13 protein-coding genes are annotated in these 14,252 nt (G+C 60.8%); 9 read left to right on the plus strand and 4 right to left on the minus strand.

Annotation, left to right across the window (positions count from 1 at the left end; genetic code table 11):
• From urtE to LIX91_RS08715, 7 genes are read left to right on the plus strand one after another with little or no spacing between them, the layout of a single operon-like run.
• A complete protein-coding gene (gene urtE / locus LIX91_RS08685) occupies positions 1 to 690 on the plus strand; it encodes an urea ABC transporter ATP-binding subunit UrtE (RefSeq protein WP_226488351.1) in 690 nt (229 codons plus the stop codon).
• Positions 691 to 712: 22 nt separating this feature from the next.
• Positions 713 to 1,153, plus strand: coding sequence for an urease accessory protein UreE (ureE, locus tag LIX91_RS08690; RefSeq protein WP_226488352.1), 441 nt, complete (start codon positions 713 to 715; stop codon positions 1,151 to 1,153).
• Positions 1,150 to 1,881 (plus strand): urease accessory protein UreF, encoded by a 732-nt coding sequence (locus LIX91_RS08695; RefSeq protein WP_226488353.1) that lies wholly within the window; start codon positions 1,150 to 1,152, stop codon positions 1,879 to 1,881. Before ureE ends, LIX91_RS08695 begins: the two co-directional genes overlap by 4 nt.
• Positions 1,882 to 1,914: 33 nt before the next feature.
• Positions 1,915 to 2,610: an urease subunit beta gene (locus tag LIX91_RS08700; protein ID WP_004410670.1), complete on the plus strand. Its 696-nt coding sequence runs from the start codon at positions 1,915 to 1,917 to the stop codon at positions 2,608 to 2,610.
• Positions 2,611 to 2,613: 3 nt separating this feature from the next.
• A complete protein-coding gene (gene ureC / locus LIX91_RS08705) occupies positions 2,614 to 4,326 on the plus strand; it encodes an urease subunit alpha (protein WP_004412520.1) in 1,713 nt (570 codons plus the stop codon).
• Between the two features lie 27 nt (positions 4,327 to 4,353).
• Entirely contained in the window at positions 4,354 to 5,025 is a 672-nt protein-coding gene (ureG, locus tag LIX91_RS08710) for an urease accessory protein UreG (RefSeq protein WP_004410666.1), read from the plus strand.
• Positions 5,022 to 5,879 carry an urease accessory protein UreD gene (locus LIX91_RS08715; protein ID WP_004410665.1) on the plus strand — a complete coding sequence of 286 codons (858 nt, stop codon included), beginning with the start codon at positions 5,022 to 5,024 and terminating at the stop codon, positions 5,877 to 5,879. The genes ureG and LIX91_RS08715 overlap by 4 nt, the downstream gene beginning before the upstream one ends.
• Before the next feature lie 281 nt (positions 5,880 to 6,160).
• On the opposite strand, the gene LIX91_RS08720 is transcribed toward LIX91_RS08715, so the two are convergent.
• From LIX91_RS08720 to LIX91_RS08730, 3 genes are all read right to left on the minus strand, one after another.
• The gene (locus LIX91_RS08720; RefSeq protein ID WP_226488354.1) at positions 6,161 to 9,226 is read right to left on the minus strand and encodes an efflux RND transporter permease subunit; all 3,066 of its coding nucleotides are present in this window, start codon (positions 9,224 to 9,226) and stop codon (positions 6,161 to 6,163) included.
• Complete coding sequence (locus LIX91_RS08725) at positions 9,223 to 10,326, minus strand: efflux RND transporter periplasmic adaptor subunit (RefSeq protein ID WP_226488355.1); 1,104 nt, start codon at positions 10,324 to 10,326, stop codon at positions 9,223 to 9,225. The genes LIX91_RS08720 and LIX91_RS08725 overlap by 4 nt, the downstream gene beginning before the upstream one ends.
• Positions 10,327 to 10,402: 76 nt before the next feature.
• Positions 10,403 to 11,017: a TetR/AcrR family transcriptional regulator gene (locus tag LIX91_RS08730; RefSeq protein ID WP_003396139.1), complete on the minus strand. Its 615-nt coding sequence runs from the start codon at positions 11,015 to 11,017 to the stop codon at positions 10,403 to 10,405.
• 87 nt (positions 11,018 to 11,104) lie between these two features.
• On the opposite strand from LIX91_RS08730, the gene LIX91_RS08735 reads away from it, so the two are divergent.
• Positions 11,105 to 12,577, plus strand: coding sequence for an efflux transporter outer membrane subunit (locus tag LIX91_RS08735; protein ID WP_226488356.1), 1,473 nt, complete (start codon positions 11,105 to 11,107; stop codon positions 12,575 to 12,577).
• A 38-nt stretch (positions 12,578 to 12,615) separates the two neighbouring features.
• Here the strand turns inward: LIX91_RS08735 and LIX91_RS08740 are convergent, their stop codons facing one another.
• A complete protein-coding gene (locus LIX91_RS08740; RefSeq protein WP_226488357.1) occupies positions 12,616 to 13,707 on the minus strand; it encodes an NADH:flavin oxidoreductase/NADH oxidase in 1,092 nt (363 codons plus the stop codon).
• A gap of 59 nt (positions 13,708 to 13,766) precedes the next feature.
• Here LIX91_RS08740 and LIX91_RS08745 point away from each other — a divergent pair, with 59 nt between their 5' ends.
• Positions 13,767 to 14,102 (plus strand): ArsR/SmtB family transcription factor, encoded by a 336-nt coding sequence (locus LIX91_RS08745; protein WP_024647875.1) that lies wholly within the window; start codon positions 13,767 to 13,769, stop codon positions 14,100 to 14,102.
• Positions 14,103 to 14,252 lie beyond the last annotated feature (150 nt).

Genomic DNA, 14,252 nt, shown 5'->3' on the forward strand with positions numbered 1-14,252 from the left:
ATGCTGAATGTCTCTCACCTCAATGTGTATTACGGCGACAGTCACGTGTTGCGTGACCTCAGCCTGGAGCTGGCGGCAGGCGAGTCACTCGCGGTCATGGGCCGCAACGGCATGGGCAAGACCACGCTGCTCAGAAGCCTGGTCGGCATGTTACCGACGCGCAGCGGCAGCATCACCCTCGCCGGGCAGGAACTGACCGGCAGCAAGAGCTACGAGCGGGTCGCCGCCGGGGTCGGTTTCGTGCCTCAGGAGCGGATGATCTTCCCCTACCTGAGTGTCGAGGAAAACATCCTCACCGGCATGCAGGGTGCGCCTGCCGCGCCGATTCCCGACTACATCTTCGAGTACTTCCCGGTGCTGTTCGAAATGCGCCGACGCAAGGGCGGCAACCTGTCCGGCGGTCAGCAGCAACAGTTGGCCATCGCGCGGGCGCTGGTCTCCAACCCCAAGGTGTTGATCCTCGATGAGCCCACCGAAGGCATCCAGCCGTCGATCATCAAAGACATCGCCAAAGCCCTCAACCTGCTGAAAAAGGAACGCGGGTTTTCGCTGATTGTTTCCGAGCAGGTGCTGTCGTTCGCCATGGCGGTGGCAGACCGCTACCTGATCATCGAAAAAGGCGAATTCGTGCACAGCGAAGTCCGCGAAACCGTCGACCGCGAGCGCATCCTGCGCTACCTGACAATCTGAACAACGTACGGGAGCCATCGCCATGCTGATACTCGACCGCATTCTGGGCCAGGCCAGCGACCCTGCCCTCGCCGACCGCCTGCATGACCTGAGCCACGCCGGTCAGGTCGAAACCCTGAGCCTGTCGGGCAGTGACATTCAGCGCCATCGCCTGCGTCTGGCCAGCGACCGGGGCACCGACTGCGCAATCCGCCTGGAACGTCACCAACAGCTGCGCAACGGCTCGGTGCTGATGCTCGACAGTCAACGCGCCATCGTCGTGCAAATGCAGGATCAGGAATACCTCAACTTGCAGCCACGCGACGCAGCCGCAGCGCTGGAACTGGGTTATTTCGCCGGCAACATGCACTGGGCGGTGCGCTTTGCCGGAGACACCTTGCAGATCCCGCTCAGCGGCCCGGAAGCTGACTACCTCGAGCGTCTGGCGCCCATGCTCGCGGACGGCAGGGTGCAGCGCGCATGAATGCCTCGAGCAGCCTGTTGCTGGCCCTGCAGCAGGCCGACAGTTTCTTTCCCGGCGGCGCAGTAGCGTGGTCATGGGGGCTGGAAACGCTGGTCGCTGACGGGCACCTCGGCCACGGCGAAATCGTCGCGCCACGACGCCGGCAACGAACGGTTCGCCATAGCCGCAGTGCCGAAGTGCATGGCTTCGTCGAGGGCCAGTTGCGCCATCGCTGGAACAGTTTTGATCGAGTGTTTCTGCTCGCCGCCTGGCACGCGGCTGATGACCCGCCGGCGTTGATGGCTATGGACGCCCAGATCGAAGCGTTGACCCTGGCCGAGGAACTGCGTCAGGGCTCACGACGTGTCGGCCAGGCATTGCTGGGCGTGCATGTCGCGCTGGGCACATCGGGTGCAGCGTCCTATCAGCAGCAGGTTCTGGCAGGCGACACACCGGGCCATCTGCCCGTGGTGCAGGGCCTGCTCTGGAATCACCTGGGCATGCACCGCGATCACTGCCAACTGGCTGCCGCGCACGCTTTGTGTACCGGGCTGGTCAGCGCCGCCGTGCGGCTCGGGGTCATGGGCCACATCGATGCGCAACGGGTGCTGACCGATATTCAACCGCTGATCACCGAACTGCTGGCGCAGGAGCCGCCGTCGCCGGACGACGCATGCGGCTTTACCCCCATGGGCGAAATCGCCGTGATGCGCCACGAAACCCAGGACCTGCGCCTGTTTGCCAATTGACCGGCCTTCTACTGACAGCTCTGGAGCCCCCTCATGTTGCTGACCCCTACCGAACTTGAACGACTCACGCTGTACACCGCTGCCGAGCTGTCACGCAAACGCCGCAGCAAGGGCCTGCGCCTGAACTTCCCGGAGGCCTCGGCACTGATCGCCGACGAAATCCTCGAAGGCGCGCGTGAGGGTCGCAGCGTCGCCGAGCTGATCGGTTTCGGCTCGACGATCCTCAACACCGATGACGTGATGCCAGGGGTCGCCGACCTGCTGCCGGTGCTGCAGGTCGAGGGCACGTTTCCGGATGGCACCAAACTGGTCACTGTGCATCAACCGATCCGGCCGGGCCGACTGCCGCTGGCGGTCATGCCCACACCAGGGGAAATCCTTTCACCTGACGGCGATATCCACCTGAACGGCGACCGCCCGACCGCCACCCTGCGCGCGATCAATACCGGCGACCGACCGGTGCAGATCGGCAGTCACTATCACTTTTTCGAGGTCAACAAGGCGCTGGATTTCCCGCGTGAAAGTGCCTTCGGCATGCACCTGGATATTCCCGCAGGCACGGCGGTGCGCTTCGAACCCGGCGAGCTGCGCGAAGTGCAACTGGTGCAGTTTGGCGGAACTGGCGACATCCACGGCTTCAGTGGCCTGACCAATGGCAACCTGCACGATCCGGCCTGCAAGCTCGCAGCGCTGGAGCGTGCCCGCGCGCAACATTTCAAGGGAGCCTGAGCGATGGCGACGATGACGCGCAAGGAATACGCCGCCATGTACGGCCCTACAACTGGCGATGCCGTGCGCCTGGGCGACACCTCGTTGCTGGCCGAAGTCGAGTTCGACCACTCGGTGCCCGGCGATGAATGCCTGCACGGCGGTGGCAAGACGCTGCGTGACGGCATGGGCCTGATGCCCGGGCATGACAGCGCTGACGGCGCCCTGGACATGCTGATCTGCAACGCGCTGATCATCGACCCGGTGATCGGCATCGTCAAAGGCGACATCGGTATCAAGGACGGCAAGATCGTCGCCATTGGCAAGGCCGGCAACCCGCAGATCATGGACGGCGTGCACCCGCAACTGATTTGCGGCGTCGCCACGACCGTACGCGATGCCGAGGGCTTGATCGTCACCCCCGGCGGTATTGACGTGCATGTGCATTTCGACTCCGCGCAACTCTGCGATCACGCGCTGGCGGCAGGCCTGACCACACTGATCGGCGGTTCGCTGGGGCCGATCACGGTCGGCATCGACTGTGGCGGGGAGTGGAACGTCGGCAAGATGCTGCAGGCTGCCGAAGCCTGGCCGATCAACTTCGGTTTTCTGGGACGCGGCAATTCCAGCAAGCCCGAATCGCTGCTCGGGCAACTGCGTGGCGGTTGCCTGGGGCTGAAGATTCACGAGGACTGGGGCGCCATGCCGGCAGTGATCGACACCTGCCTGAAAGTCGCCGACGAATACGACTTTCAGGTGCAGTTGCACACCGACACGCTCAATGAATCCGGGTTTCTCGAAGACACGCTGGCGGCCATTGGCGACCGCACCATCCACATGTACCACACCGAAGGTGCAGGCGGCGGGCATGCGCCGGACATCATCAGCGTCGCCGGAAAAAGCAACTGCATCCCCTCCTCGACCAACCCGACCAACCCCTACACCGTGAACACGTTCGACGAGCACCTGGACATGATCATGGTCTGCCACCACCTCAATCCGGATGTGCCGGAAGACGTGGCGTTCGCCGAATCTCGAGTGCGCCCGCAGACCATCGCCGCCGAGGACATCCTGCACGACACCGGCGCCATTTCGATCCTGGGCTCCGACAGCCAGGGCATGGGCCGTATCAACGAGGTGATCTGCCGGACCTGGCAACTGGCGTCGAAAATGAAAGACCAGCGCGGTCGCCTGCCGGAAGAAACCACGGCACTGGGCGATAACGAACGGATCAAGCGTTACATCGCCAAATACACCATCAACGCCGCGCGGGTATTCGGCATCGACAGCTACATCGGCTCTCTGGAGCCCGGCAAGCTGGCCGATCTGGTGCTTTGGCGGCCGGCCTTCTTTGGCATCAAGCCGGAGCTGGTGGTCAAGGGCGGCTTCATCGTGCACGCCGTGATGGGTGATTCCGCCGCCTCGCTGTACACCTGCGAACCCTTGGTGATGCGCCCGCAATGGGGCGCGTTTGGCGAGGCGAAACAGGCGCTGTCGGTCAACTTCGTCAATCGTCTTGCCGTCGAGGCCGACACCGCCGCGCGACTGGGGCTCAAGAAGCAACTGCTGCCCGCGTTCGGCACTCGCACCCTGCGCAAGTCCGACATGCTGCACAACGATGCCTGCCCGGACATCCGCGTCGATCCGCAGACCTTCGATGTGTACGCCGACGGCGAGCGCCTGCACTGCGAGCCGGTCAGCGAAGTGCCACTCGCGCAGCGCTACATGCTGCGTTGAAACCCTATCCGCACAGGAAACCCGCCAATGAACCAAACCACGAATGCTCCCGCTCCATCTTCCGAACATGCCGCTGCCCACCCGCATCCCGGCGCAGCGCGTGTCGGCATCGGCGGGCCGGTCGGCTCGGGCAAGACACGTCTGCTGGAACAACTGATCCCGCGCTTCATCGCACGAGGCACCGAGCTGGCGATCATCACCAATGACCTTGCCACCCGTGAGGATGCCGAGCGTGTGCAGCGCAGCGGACTGATCGACCCGCAGCGGGTTCGCGCGGTGGAAACCGGTGCCTGCCCGCACACGGCCATTCGTGAAGACCCGACCCTCAACCTGCAAATGGCCGATGAGCTGGAAGCGCGCTTCGGTAATCTTGATCTGGTGCTGATCGAATCCGGCGGCGACAACCTGGCCTCGACCTTTTCGCTGGATCTGGTGGACTACTGGATTTTCGTCATCGATGTGGCAGGCGGCGACGATATCCCGCGCAAACGCGGCCCCGGCGTGCTGAGCTGCGACCTGCTGGTGGTCAATAAATACGACCTGGCACCCTATGTGGGTGTCGACCTGCCGCGCATGCGGCGCGAGTCGGCGCAGGCGCGCAACGGCCAGCCGGTGCTGTTTACCAACTGCAACACCGGCGAAGGCGTCGACGCGGTGGTGGAAGCGATAAGCCGTGCCGTGTTGTTCGACCGCACATGAACGCCCATCAATCGTCACTGCCCGCACAGACGAAACGCACGGCGCACATTGCCTTCAGCAAAGCGCCTTCCGGGGCCAGTTATGTGTCTCGTCAGGAGGTCGGCTACCCCTTCCATCTGGGCCGTACCCTGACCCTGCCGCAGGACCCGCCCGGCATGGCGGCGGTCTACCTGCAATCGTGCTCGGGAGGCCTGTTCGCCGGGGAACAACTGCACTTGCATCTGCACGCGGGGCCAGGTACACAAGTGCACGTCAGCACCGGCGCTGCGACGGTTGCGCACAGCATGCTAGAACAATCGGCGCGGCAGACCGTGACACTGGTCGCCGAAGCCGATGCGCTGCTGGAGTACCTGCCGATGGCCACCATTCTGTTTCCACAGACACGACTGCACAGCCGGGTGGACGTGACATTGCACCCCGGCGCACGGGTGCTGCTGTGTGATGCATTCTGCCTGCATACACCTCAAGGCAGCGAAGGACTGCCTGACTTTTACCGCGCCGATCTGCAGGTCTACAGCCCGGCCGGAAAACTGTTGGCCGGTGACCGACTGGCAATGACCGGCGCAGACCTGCAACGCCGACTGCCCGGCGTAAGCGGACAACGGCAAGCCTTGGCAACGTTCATGCTGGTGGGTCAGGGTTTACCGGTAGAGGATTTGAAACGGACGTTACGCGAGGCGTTACACGACGTTGCCGATAGCTACCAGGGCATCAGCGCATTGCCGAACGATTGCGGCGTGTCGGTACGCGTGATGAGCGCCGATGCAGTGGCGTTGCGTAATGCCCTGCACCTGGCCTGGGCATGCGTTCGGCAGCAATTGACAGGACTTGCGCCGCGGGTGCGGCGCAAGTGAGCAGCCAGGCCGTTGCAGAGCACTTTCCAGGACCAAACGACTTACAGCTTGCCTTCCCAGCGCCGAAAGAGAACGCTGGCATTGACCCCGCCGAATCCGGTAAGGCGAGATTACTATCAGCAGGACGAGCGGATCTTGCAACGCCAGCACCGAACGAATGTGCGGCAGTCGATTTTGTAGAACTGATCGCAAAGCCGCACTCAGCCTTTAAGCGTAACGACTCATGATCAAATCCCCTTCATCTCTGTGCCAGTTGAGGCGTGACTGCTGGAGTTTCGGGGCTACGTTCCTCTATCCGGACGGATTTTGAACCAGATCGAATACATGGCTGGCAGGAACACCAGCGTCATGACTGTCCCGCCGAGGGTGCCTCCGATCAGCGTGTAGGCAAGCGTGCCCCAGAACACCGAATGGGTCAGGGGAATGAACGCCAGGATCGCCGCCAGAGCCGTGAGCAGCACCGGGCGTGCCCGCTGTACGGTGGCTTCGACCACCGCATGAAACGGGTCGAGCCCTTGCTTTTCGTTGTGGTCGATTTGCCCGATCAGGATCAAGGTATTGCGCATCAGAATGCCGGACAGCGCGATCAGCCCGACCAGGGCATTGATACCGAACGGCTGATTGAACAGAAGCAATGTCGGCACAACGCCGATCAACCCGAGCGGCGCGGTGAAAAACACCATCATCATCGCCGACATCGAACGCACCTGAAGGATGATGATCAGCAAGGTAACGGCAATCATGATCGGAAACAGCGGAGCCAATGCCACAGTGGCCTTTGCCGACTCCTCTATTGATCCGGCCTGCTCGATCCGATAGCCCTGCGGCAGGCTGTCGATGATCGGCTGCAGTGCTTTCATGATCCCGGCGGAGACATCCGGCGGTTGCAGGTCTTCCGCAATATCACCGCGCACGGTGATAGTCGGCACACGATCTCTTCGGCGCAGAATCGGGTCTTCCATGCGCACTTCGACCACTCCGGTCTGCGACAGAGGAATACGCTGACCGGCAGCCCCCACCAGCGTGAAACCCTCGATCTTCGCAGGGTCCAGGCGGATGTCACCCGCCGCCCTGCCCATCACGTCCACTGACCGGATATCTTCGCGGACAGACGTGACAGGGACACCTGAAAGCAGGAACTGCAATTGCCGGGCAACTGCGCTCGAGGTCAGCCCGACGGCCTGCAAACGATCCTGATCCAGAGAGAAGTGCAGCGTGGGCACTCGTGTTCCCCAATCGCTGTTGACAGTACGCATCATCGGACTCGCCGCCATCACGGTTTCGACCCGCGCGGCGATCTCGCGCAATGTGTCAGGGTCCGGCCCGCTCACGCGATACGCCACGGGAAACGGTGAATAAGGACCGAACACGAGCTGTGTGACCCTGACCCGGGCTTCAGGTGCAAGTCCGTCAGCAACCGCCTCGCGAATCCGCAGCTTGAGCGCCTCACGTGCTTCCTGGCTTTCAGTCAGTACAACGATCTTTGCAAACGACGGGTCGGGCAGCTCCGGCGCCATTGCCAGATAAAAGCGGGGCGAGCCCTGGCCGATATAGGACGTAACGATCTTCGCGGCATCCTGCTTTTTCAGCCATGCCTCTACTTTGGCGGTGGTAGCGCTGGTCTGCTCGATGGATGTGCCATAGGGCATCTGCACTTCGATCAGTACTTCCGGACGATCGGAAGTCGGGAAGAATTGTTTCTTGACCGCCCCCATCCCGAGAATCGCCACCACAAATGCAGCGATAACCGCACCCGCCACCCACCACTTCCTGGCAATGACGCGGGCCAGAATCCGCCTGAAACGATTGTAATGCGCCGTATCGTAGATGGCGGCGTGTCCGCCTTCAACCGGCTTGATTTCCGGCAGCATCTTCACCCCCAGATAAGGTGTGAAGACCACTGCAACTATCCAGGAAGCAATCAGGGCGATGCCGACAATCCAGAACATGTTGCTGGTGTACTCGCCGGCAGTCGACTGCGCAAAGCCGTTCGGCATGAAGCCGACCGCAGTCACCAGGGTACCGGCAAGCATGGGCGCCGCTGTGTGGCTCCAGGCATAGGCTGAGGCCTTGATCCGGTCGTAGCCCTCCTCCATTTTCACCACCATCATTTCGATGGCAATGATGGCGTCGTCCACCAACAGGCCCAGCGCCAGGATCAGTGATCCCAGGGTAATACGATCAAAGTTCTTGCCCGTCGCTTCCATCACGACGAAGACTATGGCCAGCGTCAGCGGTACCGCTGCAGCGACGACCACACCGACTCGCCAGCCCATGCTGAGGAAGCACACCAGCATCACCACAAGCAGGGCGACGAAGAATTTGATCATGAACTCGTCAACGGCCGAACCGATGTTCACCGACTGGTCAGTGACTTTTGAAAGCGTCATTCCCAAGGGCATGCCTTGGTTGATGCTGGCCGTTTCTGCATCCAGCGCCTTACCCAGGTCCAGCCCGTTCCAGCCGTCGCGCATCACGATGCCCAGCAACAGCGCAGGCTCACCCTGATTGCGGACCATAAAGGTCGCGGGGTCTTCGTAACCGCGCTCCACTGTCGCCACGTCCTGGAGCTTCAGCGTTTTACCCCGCGCCACAATCGGCGTATTGCGGATTTTCTCAAGGGTGTCGAAGGCACCGTCCAGGCGCAGAAAAACCTGTGGCCCGCTGGTCTCAATCGAACCGGCAGGCGTCAGGACGTTCTGGTCGTTGAGCGCCGAAAAAATATCCTGAGGAGCGATACCCAATGTTGCCAGCCGCTCGTGGGAGAACGACACGAAAATTCGTTCGGCCTGTTCGCCGATGATATTGATCTTCTTCACGCCCGGCACATGCAGCAGACGCTGGCGCAGCGACTCGGCATCGCGTACCAGCAGCCGCTGCGGCTCACCTTTGGCTTTCAACGCAAACAGCGCAAAGGTCACGTCCGAGAATTCATCATTGACCATCGGACCAATGACCCCCGCAGGCAATGACTTCGCGGCATCACTGAGTTTCTTGCGCGCCTGATAAAACTCTTCCTGCACCTGAGAAGGTGGCGTCTTGTCCTGAAATGAAACCATAGTGAATGCCAGACCTGGCCGGGTGTAGGTCTCGCTACGGTCGTACCACTTCAATTCCTGCATGCGTTTTTCAAGCGGCTCGGCGACCTGATCCTGCATCTCCTGAGCGGTTGCGCCAGGCCATGCAGAAATAACGGTCATTTGCTTGACGGTGAAAGGCGGATCTTCCGCACGCCCCAGTTTGAAAAATGAAAGCGTACCGGCCACGCCGATCAAAATAATCAGAAACAGCGTGATGGCGCGTTCGCGAACGGCCAGTGCAGAAAGGTTGAAACGTCCCGGACTCATGGTCGTGCCTCGGCGGTGATACCACCTTGCTGCACGAGCACTTCCTCACCGTCGTGAAGCAAATGCGTGCCCAGTGCCACGACCTGCTCACCGGCCTCGAGACCGCCACTCACATTTGCCGAATCGTCACTCACACCCAGCAGTTGCACGGCGCGCCAGGTGACTTTTGCAGGCGTACCCGCAATGACCCAGACACCCGGGCCTCGACCCGGGTCATGCAGAGCGGCAATGGGTATCGCCAGCGACTGCCGGGCAGCCTTGCCGACAGCGATATCGAGGGACACCGTTGAACCCAGAGGTGCACTGATGTTTGAGCCTTCAAGCACATACCTGGCTTCAAACGTACGCGTCAGCGGGTCTGCGGCGTCAGAGAGCAGCCTCAGCCTTGCCGGTATGACGCTCGCACTGTTTCCATACAGTCTGGCCTCAGCCCGATCCCCCATAGTCGGCCGCAAGGTTTCAGGCAGATGGACAATGGCTTCGCGTGGCCCGGCCTTTGCCAGCCTGACCACGGGCTGGCCTGCGCTGACGACCTGTCCAGGCTCGACCAGGGTATCGACCACCACGCCGTCGGCGTCCGCCAGTAAAACGGCGTATCCGGTTGCGTTACGCGCCACGCTGGCCTGCGCTTGTGCAGCACTCAACTCTGCCTTGGCGGTGTCGGCCAGGGATTTGATCCTGTCGTAGGCGGACGCGGATATCGCACCAGCAACAACCAGATCGCGGTTACGCGCTTCGTCATCGGCGGTCTGCCTGGCTCGTGCCACAGCGGCGGCAACCGCCTGCTGTTGGGCCTGAGCCTGAAGCCCAAGGTCAACGGGGTCCAGGCGCATCAGTGGCTCACCGCGCTTGACGGTCTGGCCGGTATCAACCAGGCGCTCAAGCACCTTCCCGGAAACCCGAAACCCCAGGTCGCTCTGAACCCGAGCGACCACAACCCCGGTGAATGAACGGGAGGCTTGATCAGTATTTGCAACAGTGGCCGCCCTTACCAGAGGCGGCTGGGTACGTGGATCGCGCCCCCCGGACGACTCGCTGCACGCAGTCAGGAAGAGAGGCAATAACAACAACGCAGTGGCTTTGGGTCTGAACAGGAGCATGGGATCCCTACTTGAAATCAAGTGAGCAGGGAAACGATTCTCCGTAAAGTGACCAAATTAGTCAATGGTCACAATTTCAAGGTGCCAGACTTCGCAGTATCAGCGCCGACAGATGGACCGGAGCTGTCGACACGATGTCGAGGTTGTATTGCAATTGCACCGGGTTGATGTACGGACGCATGACCAGGTGAATGGCCTGAACGGCCTCGTCCAGAGGTGTCTTGCGTTCGAACTCTCCCGACTCCCTGCCTTCAAGAACGATTTGCTGGATGAGCTGGCGAATACGCTCGTCGTGCGCGGCAGCAGAAGGCCACTGATCGCGGCCTGCGACAGCGGCTATGTCATACAGCTTCCGGTCGTGAAAAAACAGGTCGCTACCGGCCTCCACAAGCGAGCGGAACAGGCGGCGCAGCCTCTCGGAGGCCGTTGGCGCGTCGCTGATGGCCGAGTTCACCAGCGCCATGATCATCGCCAGCCGGTTCGAGCAGATCACTTCGCCGATGGCTTGCTTGGAGTCGAAGAACTTGTAGATGTAGGCCTTGGAAAAACCGATGGCCTTGGCCAGATCGGAAACCGTGGTTTTCTCATAGCCGTAGTGGCCGAAATGCTGTGTTGCCGCTTCGACAACCTGATCGCGAACGCTGTGGTCGGAGGGACCACGTGTTGGCGATGTCTTGATTTGATTAGTCATGTTTCCAGCTTAGCTATGTGAACACTCATTGACAACAAGTGACCGGATCGTAATATAGTCACAACCTGATCATCTCAAGGAATTTCCATGCGCACGCTTTGTACTTATGTACTGGTCATGAGCACCGGCCTGCTGTCGGGCTGCGCCGTGGGTCCGGATTACCAGCGCCCGGATGCGCCCCTGCCTGACCGCTATCTGACTCAACCACGTGGCGCTGCGAATATTACCGCGCATCCGCTTGTCAGTGCCGCGTGGTGGGACGGTTTTGATGATCCGTTACTGAGCAGCTTCGTGTCACGCGCACTGGCGCAGAACCTCGATCTCGCTCAAGCCAGCGCGCAACTGGCTCAGGCACGCGCCGGAGCAGATGCGGCAACCGCCGCCCTGCTCCCGTCGGGCAACATCGATGCACAGACGGCGCGGGCTCATCAATCGGTAGAGACGCCACTCGGCCAGGTGCTGAACTCGGCACCTGGCTACGATCGTTATGGCAATGCCTATGAAGCCAATCTGACCGCAAGCTGGGAGCTGGATGTTTTTGGCGGTTTGAGACGCAGCCGACAGGCTGCACTGGCTGAATACCAGGCTTCGCAGGCAAGTGTTGCGGCTGCGAGGCTCGCTGTGGCAGCCCGGACCGCCGATACCTACATCACCATCCGTGGTCTGCAAGCCAGGCTGGCGATCACGAACCGACAGGTTAAAACCCGGCAAGACCTGCTGGAAAAAGTCCAGCTCCTTCATGAGCGTGGTCTGTCCCCTGACTATGAAGTTCGTCAGATCGAAGCCGAGCTTTTACAGGTGCAGGCAACAGTGCCGATTCTGCAAACAGGTCTCGACGCTGCAATGAACGCGCTTGACGTGATGCTGGGCGTAGCGCCTGGCACTCATCGGGGCTCTCTGGCGGAAACAGGTCGAATCCCACACGCACCCGCGCTCACATCGACAGGAACGCCAGCCGATCTCCTGCGTCGCAGACCTGATCTGATCGTGGCCGAGCGGCGCCTAGCAGCTTCAAACGCGCGTATCGGCGTGGCGATCAGCGAGTATTACCCCAAACTCTCACTCAGCGCATTGCTGGGCAGCGCCACAGCCGTGTCGAGCGGCAATCTGTTTACCGGCGGTGCCAGTCAGTCAGCAGGTATTTTGGGGCTTCGCTGGAGGCTTTTTGATTTCGGCCGGGTGAACGCCCGGATCAGTCAAGCCAAGGGACAAGAGGCAGAAGCTCTGGCGGCTTATCGACAGTCAGTTTTGCGCGCCACTGAGGACGTTGAAAATGCTTTTTCTTCGTTGGCCAGCCGCGAAACTCAAGCTGCAATGCTGGGAAAAGGAGAAACTGCACTTGCGTCAGCCCGGCAATCCTCATTCGCAAGCTACAGCAAAGGTGCTGCCAGTTTGATCGAGGTTCTGCGCGCCGACGAGAAAATGCTGCAGGTCGCTGACGCCAAGGCGCAGGCACAAGTCGAATCCGCGCAGGCGGCGGTCGCCGTCTTCAAAGCGTTGGGTGGTGGTTGGCAAACGCCTACCACCACTTCAGCAGAAGATAAGGTGCAGACGCTGTAGGTGCCACCAGCGAATGCATCCTTTCAGATCATGCGTACTCAGCGATAACGTTCAAGCCAGTGAGCGTAAGGCGCAGGCAAGGTCCAGGCCGATTTTTCAACGCCCAGTTCTTTCGCTGCGAAGTAGGCCCAATGAGGGTCGGCCAGATGTGCACGACCAATCGAGACCAGATCGAGCTGGCCTGACTTGACCGCCTCTTCAGCCAGCTTCGGCTCGCCAAAACCCCAGGCGCTGGTCACGGGAATATCCGCTTCACGGCGCACACGCTCGGCAACCGGCCCCATGAACGCAGGCCCCCACGGAATGTTGGCGTCCGGGGTGCTGAAACCGACGCTGACGCTCAACAGATCCAGCCCGCCAGCCTTGAAGCGGCGCGCCAGTTCGATCGACTCTGCCAGAGTCTGCTCGTCGCGACCGTCGTATTCGATCACGCCAAAACGTGCGGTGAGCGGAAGGTTCTCAGGCCAGACTTCACGCACTGCAGCCAGGGTTTCCAGCAGGAAACGGCTACGGTTATCGAAGCTGCCGCCGTACTCATCGGTGCGCTGGTTGGAATGCTCGGAGAAGAAGCTCTGCCCCAGATAACCGTGGGCAAAATGCAGCTCGATCCATTCAAAGCCGGCATCGCGGGCGCGACGGGCAGCATCGACGAAGTTCTGGCGAACACGAGCGATGTCTTCCAGGGTCATGGCGCGCGGGACTTTCGGCAGATTGGCACCGAACGCGATGGCGGACGGGGCGATGGTGTCCCAGCCGCGCGAATCGGACGCTGCGATATGGTCATCACCTTCCCATGGGCGATTGGCGCTGGCCTTGCGACCGGCATGGGCAATCTGAATACCCGGTACGCACCCTGCGGCCTTGATGGCTTTGACGACAGGCACGAATACCTGCGCCTGCTCGTCGTTCCAGATACCGGTGCAACCTGGGGTAATACGCCCTTCCGGCGCAACGGCGGTAGCTTCAACCACCAACAGACCCGCGCCACCGCGTGCCATGCTGGCCAGATGCACCTGGTGCCAGTCGTTGATAACACCTTCGGTTGCCGAATACTGGCACATCGGAGGAATGGCGATTCGATTGCGCAGCGTAACGTCTTTCAGTTTGAAGGGTTCGAACAATGCAGACATTGGAAAGCTCCCGTAGGCCAGATGACTTTTGGTTTCAGTTGTTCGATGGTAATCGAACTATGGCAATAAACGAAAGCCTTGATATCATCCCCGGCATGCGAACCTTCCAACACCCCGATCCTGAAGACCTCACCCTCGAACGCTTACTCTATGCCTTGAGTGATCCCGTTCGCATGGGAATCGTGCGCTGCCTGGCCGGCGTTGCAGAGGCCACCTGCGGCGAACTGGACGGCGGACGCCCCAAATCCAGCATGTCCCATCACTTCCGCGTGCTACGCGACGCGGGGCTTGTACAGACGCGCAACGTGGGCACCACGCACATGAACTCGCTACGCAAACAGGTGCTTGAGAGCCGTTTCCCGGGTCTGCTGGACAGTATTCTGGCTCAGCATTGACATAAAAAGGCATCAGTCCTGAGACAGCCTGCGCTGCCATTTCATTGCATGAATTTCGATGCGCTGCTCGGGATCATCATCGAGGCACCAAAGGTTAGGCGCATTTTTTTAATATGCAAAAAAAACCGGCATTAGCGCTTCGACTAATAC

It is taken from the genome of Pseudomonas sp. B20, from assembly GCF_020515755.1.
GTDB lineage: Bacteria > Pseudomonadota > Gammaproteobacteria > Pseudomonadales > Pseudomonadaceae > Aquipseudomonas > Aquipseudomonas syringae.

Excerpts from the sequence above, each read along its gene's own strand:
- LIX91_RS08725 (WP_226488355.1), bottom strand. The coding sequence starts at position 10,326 with ATGCTCCTGTTCAGACCCAAAGCCACTGCGTTGTTGTTATTGCCTCTC.
- LIX91_RS08700 (WP_004410670.1), top strand. The coding sequence starts at position 1,915 with ATGTTGCTGACCCCTACCGAACTTGAACGACTCACGCTGTACACCGCT.
- ureC (WP_004412520.1), top strand. The coding sequence starts at position 2,614 with ATGGCGACGATGACGCGCAAGGAATACGCCGCCATGTACGGCCCTACA.
- LIX91_RS08745 (WP_024647875.1), top strand. The coding sequence starts at position 13,767 with ATGGCAATAAACGAAAGCCTTGATATCATCCCCGGCATGCGAACCTTC.
- LIX91_RS08730 (WP_003396139.1), bottom strand. The coding sequence starts at position 11,017 with ATGACTAATCAAATCAAGACATCGCCAACACGTGGTCCCTCCGACCAC.
- ureG (WP_004410666.1), top strand. The coding sequence starts at position 4,354 with ATGAACCAAACCACGAATGCTCCCGCTCCATCTTCCGAACATGCCGCT.
- LIX91_RS08720 (WP_226488354.1), bottom strand. The coding sequence starts at position 9,226 with ATGAGTCCGGGACGTTTCAACCTTTCTGCACTGGCCGTTCGCGAACGC.
- LIX91_RS08740 (WP_226488357.1), bottom strand. The coding sequence starts at position 13,707 with ATGTCTGCATTGTTCGAACCCTTCAAACTGAAAGACGTTACGCTGCGC.
- urtE (WP_226488351.1), top strand. The coding sequence starts at position 1 with ATGCTGAATGTCTCTCACCTCAATGTGTATTACGGCGACAGTCACGTG.
- LIX91_RS08695 (WP_226488353.1), top strand. The coding sequence starts at position 1,150 with ATGAATGCCTCGAGCAGCCTGTTGCTGGCCCTGCAGCAGGCCGACAGT.
- LIX91_RS08735 (WP_226488356.1), top strand. The coding sequence starts at position 11,105 with ATGCGCACGCTTTGTACTTATGTACTGGTCATGAGCACCGGCCTGCTG.
- LIX91_RS08715 (WP_004410665.1), top strand. The coding sequence starts at position 5,022 with ATGAACGCCCATCAATCGTCACTGCCCGCACAGACGAAACGCACGGCG.
- ureE (WP_226488352.1), top strand. The coding sequence starts at position 713 with ATGCTGATACTCGACCGCATTCTGGGCCAGGCCAGCGACCCTGCCCTC.